Here is a 20,510-nt window from a genome sequence, read left to right on the forward strand (position 1 = left end):
ACTTAGAACGTATACAAAAAGAGAGGAAAGTGCAATCGATTAGCCTTCCTGTTCCATTTCATATTCTTTATATCGACGATGAACTGTCGCTTTGCTGATATCATGACCAAGTCCTTTTAGTACACCTGTGATTTCCTCGTAGGTTAGCCCTTTCTCCCTGAGAGATACGATTTCACTGATTGGCACCTCAATCCGTTCACGACCTTCACTATTGCCTCGATTTTTTAAGTTGTGTTCGGGTCTATAACCTTCTCTAACCGCACGTTTCATACCGCGTTTGATTTTCGCGTTATGCAATTTACGTTGATATTCTTCGACGATTGCTAAGATTTCCAGAAGCATCGTGTCCATTTCATTAAGAGCAATCCGACCACTATCATTTTTCGAATAAATTGCGGTACCTGTTTTAGCCAACAGATGCAGTACGGCCATCCGTGCATTACCCCGTCCGAGTCTGGTTTCATCCTGAATTAATACTGCATCGACTTTTTCATCTCGAATAAAATCGAGAAGACTAAGCAGACCTTCACGATCGATTTCAAAACCACTATGCTTGTCTTTGAACGTCCCCATGTTCTCAAGATTGAGTTCAGTTGCCAACTCTATCAACTCTTCCTCCTGTCTAATTAGGGATTTTTCCTGTGTATCTTTCTCAGTACTTACTCGACAATAAATGACGCATCGTTCAATACGGGTATTCATCGATTGCCACCCGCTATTTGTGTACCAAATCTATCATCTCTTAAACTACGATGGGTTACAGCTGGTAAGTGTAAATCTTCCCCATACTTAATAGAAGATGTCGATAAGTTGTTTAGCGTCATCACTTCTGTGGTCCATTGATGGGTAGGTGTATTATCCCCATGATTAGATGCGAGCCTCCAAAGGGGATTCCCTTCTGTCATAGTAATCTCTGTATATGTTTTTTCTTCCCCATACTTACTTACATCCATGATTGTAAATCCCGTAAATAAAATAATAGGAAAAAAAACATAGTTGTTATCTTTAATATAAGTCAACTTAACTCCCCTTTCGAATATTCGTCGAGAATGTTTGTTCTTATTATAGAAAATATTAAGTGTAATGTCAACACTTTATTCAAACGTGTGTTTGCAATTAATTGGAACAGCTGATATACTTTAATTATTGAAACGACTTGGATGTTGGTGGATGATTTCACGGCATTTGAATAAGACTAAATATATGCTCAGGGGTGAATGAATTGAAAAAGATTTCGAAGAGACAAGAAGACATTATGTCTTTCATCAAAGAAGAAGTGAAAAAAAAGGGGTACCCGCCATCCGTCAGGGAAATTGGGGAAGCTGTTGGTCTAGCCTCGAGCTCGACAGTACACGGCCATCTTGCACGTTTAGAAAGTAAAGGCTATATTAGACGGGATCCAACGAAACCGAGAGCAATTGAAGTACTTGATCCAGAAGGGTTGGAATCGTTGAAACCAGGCGTCATTCATGTGCCCCTTGTCGGAAAAGTGACAGCTGGCCTTCCGATTACGGCGGTTGAAAATATCGAGGAATATTTCCCATTACCGGAGTCATTTGGTACATCAGAGGACAAGTTGTTCATGCTTGAAATCGTCGGGAATAGTATGATTGAAGCTGGGATTTTGAACGGTGACTATGTTGTTGTCAAACAACAACATACTGCGAATAACGGGGAGATTGTTGTCGCGATGACGGAAGAGGATGAAGCAACTGTGAAACGTTTCTTCAAAGAGAAGGATTATTTCCGCCTTCAGCCTGAAAACTCTTCAATGGATCCAATCATTGTGGATAATGTATCGATTCTTGGAAAAGTTGTCGGTGTATACCGGATGATTCATTAATCGGATAGAGAAAGAGCTAACCTTCACGCTTCGGCGTAGGGTTAGCTCTTTTTTGTTGAGCTTCGGGATGGATTGCCATGACAGTTCGGGCGGGCCATTACAGTTTCCGCCATTGCCCTCACAGTTTCATGGATTGCCATGACAGTTCGGGCGAGCCATTACAGTTTCCGCCATTGCCCTCACAGTTTCATGGATTCCATGACAGTTCGGGCGAGCCATTACAGTTTCCGCGATTGCCATTACAGTTTCCGCGATTGCCATTACAGTTCGGGCGAGCCATTACAGTTTCCGCCATTGCCCTTACAGTTTCATGGATTGCCATGACAGTTCGGGCGAGCCATTACAGTTTCCGCCATTGCCCTTACAGTTTCATGGATTGCCATGACAATTCGGGCGAGCCATTACAGTTTCCGCGATTGCCCTCACAGTTTCATGGATTGCCATGACAGTTCGGGCGAGCCATTACAGTTTCCGCCATTGCCATTACAGTTTCATGGATTGCCATGACAGTTCGGGCGAGCCATTACAGTTTCCGCGATTGCCATTACAGTTTCATGGATTGCCATGACAGTTCGGGCGAGCCATTACAGTTTCACCTTTTGCCATGACAATCCTCACATTTTATTCTCCAATCAGTTTTTCACTGACGAGTTTGTCGATGGATGACAGTATAGCTGCTTTTACGTGCTCGTAGGTGAGCCCACCTTGTATGTAGGCGGTGAAGGGTGGTCTGATTGGACCATCGGCTGTCAGTTCGATGCTGGAGCCTTGGATGAATGTACCTGCTGCCATGATGACGTCATCCGTGTAGCCGGGCATGTAAGACGGCTCTGGAGCGTAGTGGGCATTGATGGGCGAGTTTGCCTGGATTGATCGACAAAAGGCAATCATCTGGTCGGCATTTTTGAAAGATACAGATTGAATTAAATCTGTTCTTTTTTCCGTGTAATGCGGCGTCGTGTCGAGTCCATAGCTTTCTAGGAGTGCGGCTGTGAATAGCGCACCCTTTACTGCCTGGCTCACAACGTGCGGCGCAATGAAAAAGCCTTGATACATTTCTAGTAACGTATCAAGCGATGCTCCCGCTTCTGCTCCGAGTCCTGGTGAAGTCATTCGGTAAGCACATTTTTCAACGAGATCAGCACGCCCTGCGATGTAGCCGCCTGTTCTTGCGAGTCCACCACCTGGATTTTTGATGAGCGAACCTGCCATCAGATCAGCGCCGACTTCAGTTGGTTCCTGTTCCTCGACGAATTCACCGTAACAATTGTCGACAAATACGACTAGTTCAGGATTAATCGCCTTTACTTTGCGAACAAATTCACCGATTTCATCCACTCGAAAGGATGGCCGATTGGAATATCCTTTTGACCGTTGAATTCCAATCATTTTCGTCTTGTTATGAATATTTTTGGTAACCTCATCAAAATTGACAGAACCGTCTTCATTCAAATCGATATGTTTGTAGGAGATTCCGTAGTCTTCTAGTGACCCCGTATCTTTGCCTTTGCCAGAGACGATTGAATCCAGTGTATCGTACGGTTTCCCGGTTATGTAGAGCAACTCATCACCCGGGCGAAGGATACCAAATAGGCTGATAGAAATCGCGTGGGTTCCAGAGATAATTTGATTGCGTACAACGCAGTCTTCCGCTCCAAAGACATTGGCATAGACTTGTTCCAAGACATCGCGGCCACTATCGTCGTAGCCATAGCCTGTCGATCCTGTCAGATGAAAGTCGCTCACCTTATTTTCGCGGAACGCAGCAAGCACTTTCCGTTGATTGTAAAAGGCTATTTTTTCAACGGCCTTAAAATACGGAGTAAGACTTTCCTCGATTGCTTCTGTTTTAATCAACAAGGCGTCATCTAGTTCGTTTAATCGCATTAGTATTCCTCATTCCATTAAATAGTCACTCCATTATCTTATCAGCCCCATTGGATTGGTCAACAATTTCAGATGTGAATACTATTGAATATGTATGGCAATCTGGTAGAATGCTTAAGGATCTATTGAATGGAGGAACTTCATTGGCTTGGGATGTTTTTAGTTTTATAGGCACGGCGGCTTTTGCCATTTCCGGAGCAATTGTGGCGATGGAAGAGGAGTATGACATTTTCGGCGTTTATATATTAGGGATGATCACTGCATTTGGTGGTGGAGCCATACGAAATGTGTTGATAGGCGTTCCGATTGACGTGTTGTGGAGTCAGGAGTTCCTGTTCCTTGTTGCTTCAATTTTAATAACGATTATCTTCTTTTTCTCAAAATATATTCTTTCACACTGGAATCGATGGGGTTCCTATTTTGATGCAATTGGTTTAGCCGCTTTCTCGATTCAAGGCGCAATGCTTGCGATTCAACTCGAGATGTCGCTTTTTGCAGTAATCGTTGCGGCGGTTTTGACGGGGGCAGGTGGCGGTGTGATTCGAGATCTGCTTGCGGGTAGAAGACCGCTTATTTTTAAAGAAGAAATTTATGCAGTATGGGCAGCGATAGCGGGCCTTATCGTCGGATTAGAATTTTTTAATTATGATTTCACTCTGTATATACTTCTTATCCTGACGGCTGGCATGCGTATTCTATCGCTTGTATTTCATTGGAAACTTCCGAGAGGGAAAATTCAAGTTCTAAAAAAAGTGGGACTGGAGTAAGATTCCAGTTCCACTTTTCCTTATTGTCCAGCTACAGCACCTAGCCCCTCGAGTCGCTTCAACCTTGAAAACAATGGAAAAGCGCCATTGTTTCAAGTCTTCCAGCGCTTGTCGGGGCTGGATAGGTGCCTCCGCTTTTCCTTATTGTCTAGCTCCAGCACCTAGCCCCTCGAGTCGCTTCGGCCTTGAAAACAATGGAAAAGTGCCATTGTTTCAAGTCCTCCAGCGCTTGTCGGGACTGAACAGGCGCTTCCGCTTTTCTTTATTCCAGTTCGTCTTTCAATAACACTGGTTTTGATGGGACGTATGTGGAAATCGCATGTTTGTAAATCAGTTGCTGTTTTCCTTCCGTTTCGAGCAAGACAGTATAATTATCATACGATTTGATAAGCCCTTTTAACTGGAACCCGTTTAGTAAGAATACTGTTACAAATGTATTGTTCTTTCGTAGTGCGTTCAAAAATGTCTCTTGCATGTTTCCTTGTGCCATACGTCGAATCCTCCTGTTGTCCTGTATTTATTTCTACTACTTCACTTACTCTATTCGCCTAATCTTTTCAAAATCCTTCAAAATTGTCAAAATTCCCTTTAAACTTTTTTTTGTACCAGTTGCTGCATCGAGCCAGGCAATCTCAAGTTTGTTGCGGAAGTAGGTCATTTGCCGCTTTGCATAGTTCCTCGTGTTTTTCTTGATCAAATCTACAGTCTCATCAAGTGATAATCCACCTTCAATAAATTGATGAAGTTCCCTGTAGCCGATCGCTTGTACAGACTGTACACTGCGAATCCCTTCATCCCATAATGTTTGGGCTTCTTCGAGCAAACCGTTTTCCATCATCCTATCTACACGCTGATGGATCCGTTCGTAAAGGACATCCCGTTCCAGTTGGAGACCGACAATAAGATAATCATAAAGTGGGGCGTGTCCTGCTCCATCTTCATGGTCGTCTTTTGTCCGTCCGGTCACTTCGATGATTTCAAGTGCACGGACGAGCCTGCGGTGATTATTCGGATGGATTTTTTCAGCGCTCTTAGGGTCAATCGCAACCAGCTTTTCGTATAAATGGTCAGCGCCTCTCTCCTCTAGTTCACGTTCAAGCCGCCCTCTTACTTCAATGTCTGCCGCTTGCTCCGTAAAACGAAAATCGAATAGAACCGATTGAATGTACAGCCCTGTTCCTCCGACAATGATTGGTATTTTTCCTCTGTCACGGATAGCTTGAATCCAGTTGCGTACCTCTGTTTGATATTCAGCGACAGAAAAAGATTCGGTAGGTTCTTTGACATCAAATAAATGATGCGGAATTCCATCCATTTCCTCTGCTGTTATTTTCGCTGTCCCGATATCAAGCCCTTTGTATACTTGCATTGAATCGCCATTAATAATTTCTCCACCGATTGCTTTGGCAAGTTGTACACTCAACGCCGTCTTCCCCGATGCGGTAGGACCCACAATAGCGATGACTTCTGGATAGTGTTTCATTTCTTTTTTTCAATCCAGTCAGTGACGGTTTCGAAAACATACCGGCTGTTCTTTTCATGGAGCATTTCATGTCTACCGCCTTCGAATAATTTGACTGTCACATCTACAATACCCGCCCTATCATAGTGTTTGGCAACATTCCAAACCCCTTTCCCATTATCACCTACCGGGTCTTCGCTCCCTGAAAAAAGAAGGATTGGAAGGTTTTTCGGGATTTTATTTATTTCCTCTTGCGAATGAATTTTTCCCAGTCCCTCAAACAGATCGGCGAAAAATCGGGTTGTCGGGACAATCCCACAAGCTGGGTCATTGATATATTTTTCAACAGCTTCCGTTTTAGTCGATAACCAGTCGAAAGGTGTTTTCGGGTTTTGGACTGATTTATTGAAACCACCGAAGACGAGTTTGTTCAAGAAGTGATCGGGTTGATTGAAGCCATTTTTCTTTCCTAAAAGATAGGCAGCTACCTGGCCTGCGATTCGTGATGCACCAGGGTCTCCACCTGTGCCCGAGAATATTGCAAGATCGACTTCTTCTCCGTGCAGTTGGACATACCTTCGCGCAACAAATGAACCCATACTGTGACCGAATAGGACGAATTGTGGAGATGGATGATGCGCTCGGACGTATGAAATGACTTCATAGACGTCTTGAACAACCCGGTCAAATCCCAATTTATCGGCAAAATGCCCTTTTAATCCGTTCAATTCAGCGGTTTCACCATGCCCGCGATGATCATGCCCCGAAACGATATAGCCTTTTAAAACTAAATACTGCGCAAACGCTTCATACCTGCCAATATGTTCAGACATGCCATGGAGAAGGTGAATATGTCCAATTGGCTCTACATCGGGTATAACAATGAACCCCTGGATAGAAAAACCGTCTGTCATTTCCAAAACTATTTTTTCCACTAACGTTCGCCGCCCTTTCCTTCCGCCTATGCGTGATCACTAAGTTGTTATATGATTCTACTCTTACATAATGCGCTTGAACATTTTTTCAATTTCATAGGTTGTGAAGTGGATGAGCACGGGTCTACCGTGGGGACAGGTGAATGGATTTTCAGATTCCGCCAAATCATTTAGCAATCTCTCCATATCTGCAAGTGTTAAATGATGATTTGCCTTGATGGAACGTTTACAGCTCATCATAATTGCCGCTTCTTCTCGTATTTTCCCGATGTCGACTTTACGTGTCTTTAATACTTGCTCGATGATATCTTCTATAATCACAGCCTCTTCCCCTGCCGGGAACCAAGAAGGGTATTCTTTCACTGCATAGGAAGAGGGGCCAAATTCTTCTAAGTATATCCCAACATCTTGCAATAGATCCATGCTTTCTTCAATTTTCACTTTATCATCTGCCGCATAATTGAACATAAGTGGGATAAGTAATAACTGCCGTTCCTCATTATTCGATTCACCCAATTTATCCCTAAAAAATTCATATTTTATGCGTTCTTGTGCTGCGTGCTGGTCAATCATATAAAAACCGTCCTCATTTTGTGCAACGATGTAGGTTCCATGAACTTGTCCAACAGGAATGAGGTCTGGGAATGCTTTTGCAGGTGCGGATGATGCTACTTCTGGCAATAACATGGGTGTTTCATTAACCGTCCATGGTCTTTCCACTATTTCTCTTTCTTCTTGACGTGCACTATATTCGGGCTGTTCGTTTACTTGTAACGGTTTTTCTGGTCTTCCATTTGATCGTTGCGCTCCAAATTCGTTCCATATGTTGACTTGCTCGGATTGGTTTTTCTTGGCTGGTTCTTTTTTAATAGCATCTGGTACAATGATACTTTTTCGAATGGCTTTCTGGATTGATTCTTTGAGCAGTGTCAACAGCTCGCCTTCCTTGCTCATACGGATTTGCTGTTTTGAAGGATGTACGTTGACATCTGTCAGGAACGGATCCCCTTCGACGTTAACGATGGCGATTGGGAAACGTCCGATTGGCAAGTAAGTGTGGAGCGCATTGATGATTACATGATTCACAGCATGACTTTTTACCCATCTACCATTGACGATTAACGTCATATAGCTCTTCGAAGCACGTGTCATTTCGGGTAATGTGATATATCCCTGCACAGTGTAGTCCGCGTTTGCACCTGAAAACGGCACCATTTTCCGGGCGACAGCAATGCCATAGATATCTGATAAGACACGCTGTTGGTCTCCACTTCCCGATGTCTGCAAGATTAGCTGACTGTAGTGAGTTAGTTTAAAGGCAATCGACGGATGGCTAAGCGCAAGTCGATTAACAAGGTCGATTGTTTGGCCAAGTTCTGTCTGGATTGTTTTCATATATTTTAGCCGAGCTGGTGTGTTAAAAAATAGCTGGGATACGGTGATGTCTGTTCCTTTACGAAATGCCGCGTTGTCATGTTTGGTGAGGCGACCTCCGTCGATATGAACTTCTGTTCCATCGGTTTCTCCATTGGACGTCCACATTGTGATTTTGGATACGGATGCGATACTCGCAAGTGCTTCTCCGCGGAAGCCTAGTGTCCGGATCCGGAAAAGGTCATGTTCGTTCATGATTTTACTGGTGGCATGCCGTTCGAATGCTTGAACGGCATCTTTTCTTGACATGCCTTTCCCATTATCTGTTACACGAATGGTCATGAGTCCAGCTTCTTCGAGTGCGATTTCGATGACGGTACTGTCCGCATCAATCGCATTTTCAACAAGCTCTTTCACGATTGAAGCGGGACGTTCTACGACTTCTCCCGCGGCAATTTTATTGGATAATGTGTCATCCATTACTTTGATGATGTCCATTGGTCTCACCCTTTCGATGTAGTGAGCTTCTCTTTTAGTTCAAATACATATTGTAATGCCTGAAGCGGAGTTATATTAAGAACATCTATTTCATTAAGTTTATCGACTACTTGTCGTTCTTCCGATGTTAAGGGGTTCTTTTCTTCCTGATGTAGATCGAAGAATGTTAACTGTTGCGGTTCATCTTTCTGGGCACTCATTGTTTCTTTACTTTCAAATGATGCGAGCAATGTTTTGGCACGATTGAGAAGCGACTCAGGAAGACCTGCGAGATCCGCAACGTAAATTCCGTAACTTTTATCTGCCGCGCCCGCCATCACTTTATGGAGGAATACAACTTTTCCTTCCTGTTCCATCGCTGCAACATGGACATTTTCTAACCCGTTCAGTTCTCTATCAAGCTGGGTCAATTCATGGTAATGCGTAGAAAACAGCGTGTTTGCCCCGATTTCATCATGAATATATTCCATCATGGCTTGTGCAAGTGCCATGCCATCATACGTCGACGTGCCGCGCCCAATTTCATCAAAAAGGAGAAGACTTTGTGCTGTTGCATTTGCAATTGCGTGTTGAGATTCCATCATTTCCATCATGAATGTACTTTGCCCCGAAGCGAGATCATCCGCCGCCCCAATCCTTGTGAAAATTTGGTCGGTGATAGGAAGTGACGCCTGTTCACAAGGGACGTAACAACCGATTTGTGCCATGACAACAATCAGTGCGACTTGCCGCATATACGTACTTTTCCCAGACATATTGGGCCCAGTAATCAGCAACATATTCGCCTGTTCCGTTAACTTACAGCTGTTCGGTACATAAAGGGAGTGATCCATCATCTTCTCGACGACGGGATGGCGTCCGTTCTTAATTTCTAATGCCTTTCCGTCGTGGAATTCCGGCTTCACATAGTTCCGTTTTTCTGACACTGCTGCGAATGAAAGAAGGACATCCAACTCGCTCAAGACACTTGCAAGCTGTTGGAGTTGTCGAATATGTGTTTTCATGGCATCCCGCACTGTACTGAATAGAACATATTCGAGGTCTTGCCCTTCTGCTTCCGCGTTCAAGATGAGATCTTCTTTCTCTTTCAGCTCAGGGGTTATGTACCGTTCTGCATTTGCGAGTGTTTGTTTTCGTTCATAGCGTTCTAAATCTGCAAGATGAATATTGGATTTCGTGATTTCTATAAAATAACCAAATATTCGATTATACCCTATTTTTAAAGATTTAATGCCTGTTCGGCTGCGTTCTTCACCCTCAAGTTCAGCAAGCCACGCCTTGCCATTTTTAGAGGCATCCCGATATTGGTCAAGTTTTGCGTCATAACCGTCTTTGATGATGCCTCCTTCTTTGACCGAAAGTGGTGGGTTTTCAGCTATAGCGTTTTCGAGAGTCTGTAATACGTCCTCACATACGTCAATTCGTTCTGCAAACTGACTTAGGAGGGTCCGTTCCGATTCTTGGAGTGCTTTTTTGATGTCTGGGATACGACGAAGAGAATTCCGTAGTTGAGCAAGATCTCTTCCACTTGCACTCCCCATTGAAATTCGTCCGGCAAGCCGTTCCAAGTCATACACTTCTTTTAAACTCGTTTTTAGTTCATCTCGCAGGAAAAAGGCTTCAATAAATGCTGTTACTGCATTCAGTCTATTGTCAATCATTGTTTTTTCCGCAAGCGGCTGATGAATCCACATCTTCAATTTCCTTGCGCCCATCGCCGTGACGGTTTCATCGAGAAGCCAGTAAAGTGAGCCTTCCTTAGTCCCATTCCGAATCGATTGGATGAGTTCCAGATTACGCATCGAATTGGCATCGATGGAAAGCTTCGCCTGTTTCTGTATGAATTCGAACGGCCGGATATGGTCGAGCGCCGTTTTCTGTGTCCTTTTCACATAGGATACGAGCATGTTGCACGCCTCTGCTACTGCGGTTGGAATGTCGCTGATTAAGTCCGTTGCACCGGCGTGTTCTTCACTATATTCAATCGATAATACGATATTGCGTTTCGCCATGCTGTCACTTAATGCGATATGTAGTCTTTCACCAACAACGACTTCCTTCATCCCAAGCGCTTCCATCTCTGCGATTAGGGTCCGTTCATCTCCCTCGACACGCTCTACCTTTCCTTCACCGGTTGCAAGGTCTAGATACGCTAGCGCATAGCTGTCTCCGTCTATGATGTCTGCTGAACCGATGAAGTGATTTGTGTTTGCATCGATTGTCTTCCCTTCCGTCATCGTACCAGGTGTAATGATCTTAACGACTTCCCTTTTGACGATGCCTTTCGCAACTTTTGGGTCCTCGGTCTGTTCGCAGATTGCTACTTTATATCCTTTACTTACGAGTGTTTCGATATAGCCTGCGGCAGAATGATGAGGCACGCCACACATTGGTATGCGGTCACGACTTCCTGCATCGCGACTCGTCAAGGTAATTTCAAGAATTTGAGATGCTTCCGTTGCATCTGTGAAAAAAAGTTCATAGAAATCGCCTAGCCTGAAAAAGAGGAACGCATCCTCATGCCGTGCTTTTACTTGTAAATATTGCTGAATCATAGGTGTATGTGTTGTCATTATCTACCCTCGCTACAAAATCTATTTTGTTCATTATAACACGTATCCTAAAAGCATTAATCTATATTGAAACCGAAGAAAAAAAGCCGGAATTGTTTTCCGGCTTTCAAAATGATGTAGATTCTCTTCCTTTATTGGTTTCATGTCCACGTTCATGTCCACGTTCATGGGCATGACTGTGTTCATGGTTATGTTCGCGGTTCTGGCCTTGTTCATGGGAGGAAGATTCGTCACGGAAAGACCATTCCTCCTCGAACTTTTGTGGATGAATACTAATACAGACTTTCGTTTCCCCCACAATTTCTGCACAGAGCTCACGTTCAACTGTAATCTTAAATTTGTTTCCACATTCCGAAATGACGGCTTCTGTGCAATTTGGATGTTGGATCACTTCTACAAGTACCTCTTCGTGTCTCGATGTCGGTTCGTCGCGATAGTGTAAACGAATTTTGTCTTTATACGGAACTGACTCTGTAAAGACAGACGTTTTTGAATGATCTTGATGAGAATACCAAACGTTAACATCAAATTTCCCAGTTACCTCGATGAATTTGCCACATCTCTTTGCCTGATGCGTATGGTTGATGACCCAGCAACCAAGTATGCTTGTCGGGCAATTTGGCGGCTTCAGCGTGACAGTCTGTTCAGTTCGTTTCTTCCCTTTAGCAATAACCGCCTTCGTTACGATCTGACGTAAATTTTTCAGTTCGTCTCCTCCTCCATTCGCTTCAATCCATCTTATGCGAAGAGAGCCCAGAGAGTGAAAAAAATCGGTGGGGAATTTATTTCCACCGATTGTCAGTACCGATTATAATTTGTTATATGTTGTATTTTTCACATAGGAACCAGTTTCTCCGCGCTGCACATTGCCACCTGTCGACATAATGATTTCATCTGTAACGCTATTTGCAATCGTGTTAGAGACGAGTTGAAGAAGGTCATTCACTTCGAATTGGGATTGCTTAAATTCCTGTACTATTGGAACCGCATCAATCTCATTCTGGATTTTTTCAATCTTGCCTTCAATTATTTTTAACGCTTTCTCTTTTCCATACTGCTGGAAGTTGACAGCTTGTTTTTGTAATGATTTCAAGCTCGCAATGTTTTCTCGGACTTTCTGATTTTCATTAATTTGTTCTTCTGCGCGTTTGAAAAACTCAACTTCTTCCGTATTGGCAATCATGTTCGCGACTTCACGTGCTTTTGCGATAATATCATCTTTTGTATAGAGCTTTTCCATTACAACATCACCTTTTCCTTTTCTACGACGCCGATGAATTCACCATCGAGCGACCATGTTTTGGCCTCTGTTATTTTTATGTTGACAAGTTTACCAACAACGGATTGTGGCGCTTTGAAGTTGACAAGTTTGTTTTTCTCCGTATAGCCCGCAAGCACTTTCGAATTTTTCTTACTCTCCCCCTCAACGAGCACTTCAACAATGGTGCCTTTATAAGGTTTCATCGCTTCAGCTGACATATCGTTGACAAGCTTATTCAGCCGTTGCAACCGTTCTTTCTTTACTTCCATCGGAATGTTATCCACCATTTTAGCCGCAGGTGTGCCTTCACGAGGTGAATAAATGTACGTATAAGCGATGTCGAAACCGACTTCTTTATATAAAGTTATGGTCTCCTCAAATTGCTCATCCGTTTCATTCGGGAATCCCACAATAATATCCGTTGTTAAGGTGACGTTCGGAATTGCCACTCTTATTTTCCGGACGAGCTCAAGATAATGCTCCCGTGTATATTTCCGTGCCATGATTTTTAAAGTATCGCTGGAACCTGATTGAACCGGAAGATGGATATGGTCAACAAGATTGCCGCCTTTCGCCAACACTTCGATTAGATGATCATCAAAATCACGTGGATGACTCGTCGTGAAACGTATTCTCGGAATATCAATTTTCCGTAAATCGTCCATCAAATCACCGAAACGGTAGTCGTTATCTTCAAAGTCTTTGCCATACGCATTGACGTTTTGACCAAGCAATGTAACTTCCTTATAACCTTGTGACGCTAAGTGACGCACTTCCTGAATGATATCCTCGGGGCGTCTACTTCGCTCTTTACCGCGTGTGTATGGGACGATGCAATACGTACAGAACTTGTCGCAGCCATACATGATATTGACCCATGCTTTGATATTACCATGACGAACTTTCGGAAGGTTTTCGATGATATCGCCTTCCTTCGACCATACTTCGATAACCATTTCTTTTGATAAATATGCCTCATGTAAAATATGGGGCAATCTGTGAATATTATGGGTCCCGAAAATCATGTCAACTTGATCGTACGTCTTCAATATTTTATTGACTACGGATTCTTCCTGCGACATACACCCGCATACCCCAATCAATATATCGGGATTTCGCTGTTTAAGCGGTTTTAAATGACCAAGTTCCCCAAAGACTTTGTTTTCTGCGTTCTCTCTGATGGCACAAGTATTCAATAAAATGACATTTGCATCTTCAACTGTGTCGGTTGGTTCATAGCCCAAACCTGCAAAAATTCCCGCCATAACTTCCGTATCATGTTCGTTCATCTGGCAACCATAGGTACGTATGTAAAACTTCCGGCCCTTCCCCATTCCTTGGAATCGTTCGTCGATTTCAAAATCATTGTGATAGGTAATCTCTTCCTTACCGCGTTTTTTTGCTTCTTTCAATGATGGAGCTGTATAGACAGTCTGAAAGTATTGACTATAGTCCTTTTCCGCCGATTTTTCCAGACTCGGTTTTACAAGTTCTGTATCCAGGCGCTGTTCTTCATTCATTTTACGAATCTCCTTTCATACAATCTCTCGAGATTTAAGCATATCTAATTTCATTATACTGAATTGAGGACTGGCTGTACAAGGAGAGGTTGCTTTGTCAGTTGATTGTCACATATGAAGGTTGTTTTTCTTGATAAAGTTAATCTTCAATCAGTGGGAATCTTACTGCCCGTTATTGCGGGATAAAACAATAAAAGACCACGGGAAGTCGCATCCCCGTGATCTTGGCTTTACTTTATATCCTTTGGTCAGCGTGTTCGTTTTTCAACAAGCAGTTTCAATGCTGTACGTCCTTCACCGTTGATTTCAATATCGGTGAAGGCAGGTGCACAAATGAGATCTCCACCACTTGGTGCAACGAAACCTCGTGCAATCGCGATTGCTTTCACTGCTTGGTTCAGTGCTCCTGCCCCTACCGCCTGCATTTCTGCGTAGCCTTGGTCCCGGATGACTGCGACGAGTGCACCTGCAACAGAATTCGGATTCGAGCGAGATGATACTTTCAATGGATTCACCATGATTCCTCCTTATTTTCCGATGTCTATGGAACGGATATCTCCATAAACTATCCTATGAAATGGAGGCAGTGTTTAGACACGGATTATCCTTTGAATGGTCGATCATCATTGATGGTGATTCGCTCAACTTTCAGCGCTTTACCTGTCTGGTCATCAAGAACCGCAAATAGGCCGTTCAACTGTGCCCGCCCATTTTTCGGAACTTCAAAACGAACAGGCAAATTTGTGCGAAAACGATAGAGGACATCCTCTTTCTTCATACCTAATATTTCATCATACGGGCCCGTCATACCCGCGTCCGTCAAATAACCTGTTCCCCCTGGCAATATACGTTCATCTGCCGTCTGGACGTGCGTGTGCGTTCCTACAACGACAGAAGCCTTCCCATCGAGATGCCAGCCCATCGCAATTTTTTCGCTTGTTGCCTCAGCGTGAAAATCAACAAAAACGAGCGGAGAAAGTTCTTTAGCCTTTGCGACAAGCTCATCCGCCTTTTCAAACGGATCGCCATGGGGTGGTAAAAATGTTCGGCCATGCAAATTAATGATGGATAACGTAACACCATTGCGCGACACAGTCGTCATACCTTTTCCTGGTGCTTCATCTGAAAAGTTTGCAGGACGAATTAAATAGTCCGTTTCATCGATAAAATCATAAATTTCTTTTTGATCCCATGTATGGTTACCCATTGTGACGACGTCCACACCTGCTCGAAGAAGTTCATCAAAAATCGTTTTCGTGATTCCTCTACCTGCAGCAGCATTTTCTCCGTTTGCGATGATGACGTCTGGATTATATTTTCTTTTCAAGCGGGGTAAATAATCAAACACCATATCCCGTCCTGGTGATCCTACAATATCGCCAATAAATAAAACTTTCATTTCCAAACCTCTTTCAATAGAAAAAAGCTCCCGGACCGAAGTGCACGGAAGCCTCCTTTTCTTTATTTTGCGTATTCGACCGCCCGTGTTTCACGGATGACAGTTACTTTGATATGTCCCGGGTAGTTGAGTTCTTCTTCAATCCGTTTCCGAATATCCCTAGCTAAGCGATGTGCTGTAATGTCATCGATTTGATCAGGACGAACAATAATCCGTACTTCACGACCTGCTTGGATTGCGAATGATTTTTCTACACCATCGTATGATTCCGCAATCTCTTCAAGTTTCTGCAACCTGCGAATATAGTTTTCAAGTGTTTCACTACGTGCGCCCGGTCTTGCAGCTGATAGTGCATCTGCTGCTGCGACAAGTACTGCAATTGTCGATGTCGCTTCTGTATCCCCGTGATGGGATGCGATACTATTGATGACAACCGGGTGTTCTTTGTATTTCGTTGCTAATTCTACTCCGATTTCAACATGACTTCCTTCAACTTCATGATCAATCGCTTTTCCGATATCATGAAGGAGTCCAGAGCGTCTTGCAAGCGCGACATCTTCGCCTAATTCAGCTGCTAATAACCCTGTAAGGTAAGCCACTTCTATAGAATGCTTCAGCACGTTTTGGCCATAGCTTGTACGGAAATGCAGTCGTCCAATGATTTTTATAAGATCCGGATGTAGATTGTGGATTCCAATATCAAACGTCGTTTGTTCTCCTTTTTCCCGAATTAGCTCATCCACTTCACGTCTTGACTTATCGACCATTTCTTCGATACGTGCGGGATGAATTCGTCCGTCTTGCACAAGTTTCTCAAGTGCCAGACGTGCCGTTTCCCGACGTACCGGGTCAAAGCCAGAAAGAATAACAGCTTCCGGCGTATCATCGATAATCAAATCAATACCTGTCAACGTTTCGAGGGTCCGGATGTTACGTCCTTCACGGCCGATGATGCGACCTTTCATTTCGTCATTTGGTAAGTTTACTACAGATACTGTTGTTTCAGCTACATGGTCTGCTGCGAAACGTTGGATTGCAAGAGAAAGGATATCACGTGATTTTTTATCTGCTTCTTCTTTCGCCTGTTGTTCCGCTTCTTTCGTCATGACAGCGATATCTGTCGCAAGTTCTTTCTCTACTTCACTGAGGATGAGTCTTTTGGCTTCGTCCCGTGTCAGTGAAGATACTCTTGCAAGTTCCGTCTGTTGAACGGCAACAAGTTCTTCTGCTTTGCGTTCCATCTGTTCAATATGCAGTTGTCTTCCGGTAAGCGCTTCTTCCTTGCGCTCCAGACCAGCTTCTCTTTTGTTGAGAGCATCTTCTTTGCGGTCAAGATTTTCTTCTCGTTGCAAAAGGCGATTCTCCTGCTTTTGCAGTTCCGCCCTTCGTTCACGAACCTCCGACTCCGCTTCAATTCTCAGTTTGTGAGTTTCATCTTTCGCTTCCAGCAGTGCCTCTTTTTTCATAGCCTCTACTTCACGCTTCGCCTCTTCGACGATTTGTTCAGCAGAATTTTTAGCACCCGTCACTTTTGAATCGTTCACTTTCCTATTAACAAAATAGCTAACACCCGCACCGATGAGCAGACCAAGCAAAGCAGAGATGATTATTTCTAACATACTGGTCACCTCCTCTTGCTATTCTTTTTCATTTTCAATTGGTTCGTATATCGAAGTTCAACATACTGCAAAATCATTTCATGGGTGTGAAATTATACAATTCTAATTGTATCGATGTGAAAATGACATGTCAAGGAAACGAAAGTATGAATAGTGGTTTATATTTGCTGATTTGTGCTAATAAATTCCTTAGATTTCATCGCATCACTGTACTTTTAGAATTCCCACTAGACTTTAAGCATCAAAAAGCCGATTGCGCACCAAACAGTGGGCGAATCGGCTTTTGGTTCTTATTCTTTGTCGAGAAGCAAATCTAACTCCTCTTCGTCATCTCCGGCATGGGCGGCAATGACATAATTTGAAGCTGCCAGTCCATATGAATCTCGGATTTTGTTAGCAATTTCTGCTCGCATATCCGTATTCTCTTTAAGGAATTGCTTCGAATTCTCACGACCTTGTCCAAGTCGTTCTCCTTCGTATGAATACCATGATCCACTTTTTTGGACAACTTCTGCATCCACACCAAGATCGATGATTTCCCCTTCTCTAGAAATCCCTTCTCCGTACATAATATCGACTTCTGCCGTTCGGAATGGAGGTGCAACTTTGTTTTTCACGACACGGATACGCGTCTTGTTTCCTACAATATCATTGCCCGACTTGATGGCTTCGCCGCGTCGAATGTCTAAACGGACAGACGAGTAGAACTTTAACGCACGTCCACCTGGCGTTACTTCAGGGTTCCCGAACATGACACCAACTTTTTCACGGATTTGGTTAATAAACACAGCGATTGTGTTCGATTTATTGATAGCCCCTGAAAGTTTTCGTAATGCTTGTGACATGAGACGAGCTTGCAATCCGACGTGTGAATCACCCATCTCCCCTTCAATTTCCGCTTTTGGCACAAGTGCAGCAACGGAGTCGATTACTACGATATCGACTGCACCACTTCTTACAAGTGCCTCAGCAATTTCGAGTGCTTGTTCCCCAGTATCAGGCTGTGAAAGAAGTAATTCATCAATATCCACACCTAATTTTTGGGCATAAACCGGATCGAGCGCGTGCTCAGCATCTATAAACGCAGCTTGCCCCCCAGATGCTTGTACTTCTGCGATGGCATGCAGCGCGACTGTCGTTTTACCTGAACTTTCAGGACCAAAAATTTCAATAACACGTCCCCTTGGATACCCGCCTATACCGAGTGCAGCATCGAGTGCGAGAGAACCTGTTGAAGATGTGGAGATATTCCTGTCCGTTTTTTCTCCAAGCTTCATAACAGAACCTTTACCAAATTGCTTTTCAATCTGTTTTAACGCCATTTCTAAGGCGGCTTTACGATCGCTCAAAAAATTTCCTCCTCTAAATCATATTCAATTTTTCTTACTATCTCTACTATACTCCTTTAATACGAAATACTCAATCGAAAAGCGAACGCTCATTCGAGTTATTTTCATAGAAAGAAATCTTAAGTGAGAATTAGGTGGGACTTTTAATTTTTAATTGAAAAAACGGGGGTAAAATTCAATTTTGACCCTATCTTTCAGTCAAGTGTTTAATGAGATAGAAGAGGGCAAATCGAGCCGCTCTGAGACGATTCACATTTCTTGAGCCGGAAAGAAGTAATTTATACGTTTCAGGTTCCATATCTTTCATAGCGATTCCGATCCAAACAGTTCCCGAAGGTTTTCCGTCGTGGGGATCAGGTCCAGCAGCGCCTGTTAGTCCAACTCCGATATCCGTGCCGAACTTCCGTTTGACATTCGCAGCAAGAGCGGCAGCACATTCTGCACTCACAACACCAAATTCATCCAATAAATCTGTGTCTATACCGAGTTGTTCCGTTTTCGTTCTTTCATTGTAAACGACGACTCCACCTTCAAGGGATGAACTGATACCCGATTCTCCGGCTAGTTCAGCCATGAAAAGACCCGCAGTCAGACTTTCCGCTGCGGAAATCGTCCAACCCTTTCCAATTAAAAGATCTGCTGCTTTTGAAGCTAATGTATCCTCATCCGTGCCAAATATATACTCCCCTACGATGGAACGAATTTCCTCCTCTACAGGAGCAATAAGCTTTAACGCTTCGTCAATAGATTCCGCTTTTGCAGTCAACCGTAATGTTACTGCATCCGATGTCGCTAACGGTGCAACCGTTGGATTCGTCTGTCTCTCCAAAATCGGTTGGATGCGGTATTCGAGCTCGGCCTCCCCAATACCGTAAAACTTCAAAACCCGCGAAGTAATCACTTCTATTTTACCCAGCACACCTAATAAGTAAGGTATCGCCTCATCAATGAACATCGGTTCCATTTCATGGGGCGGACCAGGCAGTAGAACGTAGCGTACGCCATCTTTCTCCACTGCCATTCCTGGTGCCATCCCTTTACGGTTGGGCAGGACTGTGGCGCCTTTGAAGACGAGTGCTTGTTTTTTGTTATTTTCTGTCATTTCACGTCCGCTTCGTTCAAAGTATTGCTGAATATAAAGAAGCGCCTCGTCATCACTCACTAGCGTTGTACCTAGATGTTTCACAATCGTCTCTTTTGTCATGTCATCCTTCGTCGGCCCAAGACCACCTGTAAAAATTAGTACATCCGCACGTTTCTTCGCGATTTCTAGCACTTCATCCAGTCGAGCTGGATTGTCTCCGACGACTGTCTGATAATGGACATCGATGCCATTTTCCGCAAGTTTAGCTGAAATGAATTTTGCATTTGTATTCGTGATTTGACCTAGCAATAATTCAGAACCAACAGCAATGATTTCAGCTTTCATAACTCAACATCCCCTTACATGGAATCCAGAAGTACACGTCTATTTTTATAGAAATAATCGAAACCTGACCAAATCGTGAAGACAAGTGCAATGTAAAGCATAATCAAACCGAATGGCAGACCTAGCGTACTGAAGAAAATATTGTTCAAAAGCAGTGAAGTGATAGCCATAATCTGTGCCACCATTTTTATTTTCCCTAGTTGAGCTGCCGCTACGACTTCTCCCCCACCTGCAAGAATTAGTCTAAGTCCTGTAACCGCAAATTCACGGCTAATGATGATAATGACAATCCAAGATGGGGCTGATCCGAGTTCTACTAGAATGATGAGCGCTGCAGAAACAAGTAATTTGTCTGCAAGCGGGTCAAGGAATTTCCCCATATTCGTCACGAGTCCATTTTTTCTGGCGATATAGCCGTCCAGCCAATCCGTTACGGAAGCGATAATGAATAACAATCCACCGATTAAATGTTCCACTGACATATTAGCCCCAGCGACCGTCACCCTACCCAAACCAAAATCAACGAGCATGAAAACCATGAAAATAGGGATAAGTAGAACACGTGAAATCGTAATCTTGTTTGGTAAATTCATA

General features: G+C 43.5%; 19 protein-coding genes. 2 read left to right on the forward strand and 17 right to left on the reverse strand.

Annotation, left to right across the window (positions count from 1 at the left end; genetic code table 11):
• Positions 1-39 precede the first annotated feature (39 nt).
• Together H4683_RS02225 and H4683_RS02230 are read right to left on the reverse strand one after the other, a co-directional pair.
• Positions 40-702 carry a YneB family resolvase-like protein gene (locus tag H4683_RS02225; RefSeq protein ID WP_192597205.1) on the reverse strand — a complete coding sequence of 221 codons (663 nt, stop codon included), beginning with the start codon at positions 700-702 and terminating at the stop codon, positions 40-42.
• Entirely contained in the window at positions 699-1,019 is a 321-nt protein-coding gene (locus H4683_RS02230; RefSeq protein WP_192597206.1) for a hypothetical protein, read from the reverse strand. The genes H4683_RS02225 and H4683_RS02230 overlap by 4 nt, the downstream gene beginning before the upstream one ends.
• Positions 1,020-1,222: 203 nt before the next feature.
• Here H4683_RS02230 and lexA point away from each other — a divergent pair, with 203 nt between their 5' ends.
• On the forward strand, positions 1,223-1,843 hold the full coding sequence (gene lexA / locus H4683_RS02235) for a transcriptional repressor LexA (protein WP_192597207.1): 621 nt from the start codon (positions 1,223-1,225) through the stop codon (positions 1,841-1,843).
• Between the two features lie 621 nt (positions 1,844-2,464).
• Here lexA and H4683_RS02240 read toward each other — a convergent pair.
• Positions 2,465-3,730 carry a methionine gamma-lyase family protein gene (locus H4683_RS02240; RefSeq protein WP_192597208.1) on the reverse strand — a complete coding sequence of 422 codons (1,266 nt, stop codon included), beginning with the start codon at positions 3,728-3,730 and terminating at the stop codon, positions 2,465-2,467.
• 143 nt (positions 3,731-3,873) lie between these two features.
• On the opposite strand from H4683_RS02240, the gene H4683_RS02245 reads away from it, so the two are divergent.
• Positions 3,874-4,497 (forward strand): trimeric intracellular cation channel family protein, encoded by a 624-nt coding sequence (locus tag H4683_RS02245; protein ID WP_192597209.1) that lies wholly within the window; start codon positions 3,874-3,876, stop codon positions 4,495-4,497.
• A gap of 262 nt (positions 4,498-4,759) precedes the next feature.
• Here the strand turns inward: H4683_RS02245 and hfq are convergent, their stop codons facing one another.
• From hfq to pgsA, 14 genes are all read right to left on the reverse strand, one after another.
• Positions 4,760-4,987, reverse strand: a complete 228-nt coding sequence (gene hfq / locus H4683_RS02250; protein ID WP_192597210.1) for an RNA chaperone Hfq — start codon at positions 4,985-4,987, stop codon at positions 4,760-4,762.
• A 45-nt stretch (positions 4,988-5,032) separates the two neighbouring features.
• Positions 5,033-5,980 carry a tRNA (adenosine(37)-N6)-dimethylallyltransferase MiaA gene (miaA, locus tag H4683_RS02255; RefSeq protein ID WP_192597211.1) on the reverse strand — a complete coding sequence of 316 codons (948 nt, stop codon included), beginning with the start codon at positions 5,978-5,980 and terminating at the stop codon, positions 5,033-5,035.
• Positions 5,977-6,894 carry an alpha/beta hydrolase gene (locus H4683_RS02260; protein ID WP_338062377.1) on the reverse strand — a complete coding sequence of 306 codons (918 nt, stop codon included), beginning with the start codon at positions 6,892-6,894 and terminating at the stop codon, positions 5,977-5,979. The genes miaA and H4683_RS02260 overlap by 4 nt, the downstream gene beginning before the upstream one ends.
• Before the next feature lie 63 nt (positions 6,895-6,957).
• Positions 6,958-8,766, reverse strand: coding sequence for a DNA mismatch repair endonuclease MutL (mutL, locus tag H4683_RS02265; protein ID WP_192597212.1), 1,809 nt, complete (start codon positions 8,764-8,766; stop codon positions 6,958-6,960).
• Between the two features lie 5 nt (positions 8,767-8,771).
• The gene (gene mutS / locus H4683_RS02270) at positions 8,772-11,339 is read right to left on the reverse strand and encodes a DNA mismatch repair protein MutS (protein ID WP_192597213.1); all 2,568 of its coding nucleotides are present in this window, start codon (positions 11,337-11,339) and stop codon (positions 8,772-8,774) included.
• 106 nt (positions 11,340-11,445) lie between these two features.
• Entirely contained in the window at positions 11,446-12,141 is a 696-nt protein-coding gene (gene cotE, locus H4683_RS02275; protein WP_420826535.1) for an outer spore coat protein CotE, read from the reverse strand.
• Between the two features lie 6 nt (positions 12,142-12,147).
• Positions 12,148-12,579 carry a YlbF/YmcA family competence regulator gene (locus tag H4683_RS02280; RefSeq protein ID WP_192597214.1) on the reverse strand — a complete coding sequence of 144 codons (432 nt, stop codon included), beginning with the start codon at positions 12,577-12,579 and terminating at the stop codon, positions 12,148-12,150.
• Positions 12,579-14,120: a tRNA (N6-isopentenyl adenosine(37)-C2)-methylthiotransferase MiaB gene (gene miaB / locus H4683_RS02285; RefSeq protein ID WP_192597215.1), complete on the reverse strand. Its 1,542-nt coding sequence runs from the start codon at positions 14,118-14,120 to the stop codon at positions 12,579-12,581. The genes H4683_RS02280 and miaB overlap by 1 nt, the downstream gene beginning before the upstream one ends.
• Before the next feature lie 248 nt (positions 14,121-14,368).
• Positions 14,369-14,635, reverse strand: coding sequence for a stage V sporulation protein S (locus tag H4683_RS02290; protein WP_192597216.1), 267 nt, complete (start codon positions 14,633-14,635; stop codon positions 14,369-14,371).
• An 86-nt stretch (positions 14,636-14,721) separates the two neighbouring features.
• Positions 14,722-15,519, reverse strand: coding sequence for a TIGR00282 family metallophosphoesterase (locus tag H4683_RS02295; protein WP_192597217.1), 798 nt, complete (start codon positions 15,517-15,519; stop codon positions 14,722-14,724).
• Between the two features lie 62 nt (positions 15,520-15,581).
• Positions 15,582-17,138 carry a ribonuclease Y gene (rny, locus tag H4683_RS02300; protein WP_192597218.1) on the reverse strand — a complete coding sequence of 519 codons (1,557 nt, stop codon included), beginning with the start codon at positions 17,136-17,138 and terminating at the stop codon, positions 15,582-15,584.
• A 290-nt stretch (positions 17,139-17,428) separates the two neighbouring features.
• Entirely contained in the window at positions 17,429-18,487 is a 1,059-nt protein-coding gene (gene recA, locus H4683_RS02305; protein ID WP_192597219.1) for a recombinase RecA, read from the reverse strand.
• Between the two features lie 187 nt (positions 18,488-18,674).
• The gene (locus tag H4683_RS02310; protein ID WP_192597220.1) at positions 18,675-19,916 is read right to left on the reverse strand and encodes a competence/damage-inducible protein A; all 1,242 of its coding nucleotides are present in this window, start codon (positions 19,914-19,916) and stop codon (positions 18,675-18,677) included.
• Positions 19,917-19,930: 14 nt separating this feature from the next.
• Positions 19,931-20,509, reverse strand: coding sequence for a CDP-diacylglycerol--glycerol-3-phosphate 3-phosphatidyltransferase (pgsA, locus tag H4683_RS02315; protein ID WP_192597221.1), 579 nt, complete (start codon positions 20,507-20,509; stop codon positions 19,931-19,933).
• Position 20,510: the final 1 nt, after the last annotated feature.

Source organism: Sporosarcina limicola (assembly GCF_014873855.1).
Lineage (GTDB): Bacteria > Bacillota > Bacilli > Bacillales_A > Planococcaceae > Sporosarcina > Sporosarcina limicola.

Coding starts and splice junctions, on each gene's coding strand:
- H4683_RS02310 (WP_192597220.1), bottom strand. CDS start 19,916: ATGAAAGCTGAAATCATTGCTGTTGGTTCTGAATTATTGCTAGGTCAA.
- miaA (WP_192597211.1), bottom strand. CDS start 5,980: ATGAAACACTATCCAGAAGTCATCGCTATTGTGGGTCCTACCGCATCG.
- H4683_RS02280 (WP_192597214.1), bottom strand. CDS start 12,579: ATGGAAAAGCTCTATACAAAAGATGATATTATCGCAAAAGCACGTGAA.
- hfq (WP_192597210.1), bottom strand. CDS start 4,987: ATGGCACAAGGAAACATGCAAGAGACATTTTTGAACGCACTACGAAAG.
- mutL (WP_192597212.1), bottom strand. CDS start 8,766: ATGGACATCATCAAAGTAATGGATGACACATTATCCAATAAAATTGCC.
- H4683_RS02240 (WP_192597208.1), bottom strand. CDS start 3,730: ATGCGATTAAACGAACTAGATGACGCCTTGTTGATTAAAACAGAAGCA.
- H4683_RS02295 (WP_192597217.1), bottom strand. CDS start 15,519: ATGAAAGTTTTATTTATTGGCGATATTGTAGGATCACCAGGACGGGAT.
- pgsA (WP_192597221.1), bottom strand. CDS start 20,509: ATGAATTTACCAAACAAGATTACGATTTCACGTGTTCTACTTATCCCT.
- mutS (WP_192597213.1), bottom strand. CDS start 11,339: ATGACAACACATACACCTATGATTCAGCAATATTTACAAGTAAAAGCA.
- H4683_RS02225 (WP_192597205.1), bottom strand. CDS start 702: ATGAATACCCGTATTGAACGATGCGTCATTTATTGTCGAGTAAGTACT.
- rny (WP_192597218.1), bottom strand. CDS start 17,138: ATGTTAGAAATAATCATCTCTGCTTTGCTTGGTCTGCTCATCGGTGCG.
- miaB (WP_192597215.1), bottom strand. CDS start 14,120: ATGAATGAAGAACAGCGCCTGGATACAGAACTTGTAAAACCGAGTCTG.